The following is a 1,896-nucleotide window of genomic DNA, read 5'->3' on the forward strand; positions in this document are numbered from 1 at the left end:
ATGGCGTTGATTCCTTGGAAATATAGACAGTATATAGCGTTAGACCCTGCGCCAGCATGAAAAATGTCCATTACACCTAATTTTAATTTCTCTAGCGCTAGTCTTTACAGCCACTTTAATTATTTAAATCATAGAGGTTGTTATGACAATCAAAATTGGTGAGCTCGCTAAACGCACAGGTGCCACAGTAGAAACCATTCGCTATTATGAAAAAGAGCGTTTATTACCCGAGCCTTTTCGTAGCGAAGGGAATTATCGTTTATATAATGAAGAGCACATTGAGCGTCTACAATTTATCCTACATTGCCGTACGCTCGATATGGCTTTAGATGATGTGCGAATCTTACTTGAATACTGGGAGTCGCCTGACAAGGACTGCGGCGATGTGAATAACTTGCTAGATGAGCACATTCATGCTGTGGAAATACGAATGGAAGAACTGATGCACTTAAAGCATCACTTGACCGTTTTGCGCCAGAAATGTGCAAGTAGTGCACCAGCGTCATCATGTGGCATTTTAAACGCGCTTGTCGATAACTCCTGTCATGAGTAATGATATCAGTAGTGTTCATTTCTGACGGATCAAATCATGAAAGGTTAAATACGCCCTGATGTTAAGCACAAAAAAACCCAGCAATGATATTAAGATCACTACTGGGTTGGAGGAAATAACAACTATGTTGTGCTGACTTAGAAAGTCTTATTTATCATTCATAGCAAGGTAGATATTACGATCTGATGCGGATGCGTCATCCACGTATTTTGAATCGCGCCATGTCGTATAAGCATAGACACCACTGTATGGACTGATACTGTTCTGACGGAAATCAGAAATCCAGTCTTTACCATCAAAGATTTGAATATGGCCATGTGGACGCTTTGATGAGCGATCATAGACAATAACATCACCTACTTGGGTTGGCATATCATTGCTGATTTTGCTGAAACCTGCTTTATCAAGCGTGCCACGAGTGGCGTACTGATAGGCTGAAGGATTTGGAGTGAACTCATAACCTGCTGATTGTAGTGCTTTACGTACGTAACGGGCACAGTATCCAGAGCTACCAGATAGAGCCACTCGTGAAGCACGAGCAGCAGCGATAGCGGGGGCTGAATTGCTATCAGGAACTGTATTGACTTGCTGCTGTTGTTTTTCAGCGTATAAGCGGCTGTTCAGCGATGAAAGCTGATTCTCTTTTTGCTTAGCCTGCGCACTTAGGTTGCTAATAGCTTGACTAATTTCATCATTATTAGAAACATAAGCACCACTTTTGGTGCTATAGATGTTTTTTGATGCCACAGAAGTATTGGTGATGGTATTATTTGTTTGAGAGATTGTGATAGCAGCACCACTCGTTTGTGCTATGCCCATACCCAGTACTGACAAAATCAATAAAGCCTGTTTCATAAATCTAATACCTACGGTTAATTCAAAATCGTCTGTTATCAACAACAGCGCAGTCAATTAAATCTCAACAACTCAAGTATATATACGTCATAGTGACTGGTACTTCTGCTGCATATTATTCATATAAAAAATGATTATTGGCGATCACAGCTCATTGAAGTCTTACGAAGCTGTTACAAATCAAGCTGCTGACCAAAACACAAAGCCGACTTTAGCATAGGCTGTTTAGCCTGTCATCACCCTTAAAAACCCCAAAAATACTTTTTTGATGTCGAAAAAATTGCTAATATCCCACATTTTACAATGTAAGTTTGTGTAACATGTACAGAATATAGCTGACTAGATTGACCACAATTTCTACTGTTTTATAAGCAAAAAAACGTCTGAGGGTTAAATCTAAATTATAGATTTAACCCTCAGACGTTTTTTTATTGGATGAAGTAATTACCCTATATAGGGTCTAACTAATTATTAAGATAATATAATAA

The 1,896-nt window shown here is 39.1% G+C and carries 2 protein-coding genes; one reads left to right on the forward strand and one right to left on the reverse strand.

Features of this window, described 5'->3' with window-relative positions:
- The first annotated feature begins 142 nt into the window (after positions 1–142).
- Positions 143–553, forward strand: coding sequence for a Cd(II)/Pb(II)-responsive transcriptional regulator (gene cadR, locus JMY08_RS13870; RefSeq protein WP_007394845.1), 411 nt, complete (start codon positions 143–145; stop codon positions 551–553).
- 147 nt (positions 554–700) lie between these two features.
- Here cadR and JMY08_RS13875 read toward each other — a convergent pair whose 3' ends face one another.
- The gene (locus JMY08_RS13875) at positions 701–1,408 is read right to left on the reverse strand and encodes a CHAP domain-containing protein (protein ID WP_201593759.1); all 708 of its coding nucleotides are present in this window, start codon (positions 1,406–1,408) and stop codon (positions 701–703) included.
- Between the last annotated feature and the right edge of the window lie 488 nt (positions 1,409–1,896).

The organism is Psychrobacter sp. Pi2-51, assembly GCF_904846665.1.
GTDB lineage: Bacteria > Pseudomonadota > Gammaproteobacteria > Pseudomonadales > Moraxellaceae > Psychrobacter > Psychrobacter glaciei.

What these genes read in the sequence shown, in the direction of transcription:
- cadR (WP_007394845.1), top strand. Translation starts at nt 143, where the DNA reads ATGACAATCAAAATTGGTGAGCTCGCTAAACGCACAGGTGCCACAGTA.
- JMY08_RS13875 (WP_201593759.1), bottom strand. Translation starts at nt 1,408, where the DNA reads ATGAAACAGGCTTTATTGATTTTGTCAGTACTGGGTATGGGCATAGCA.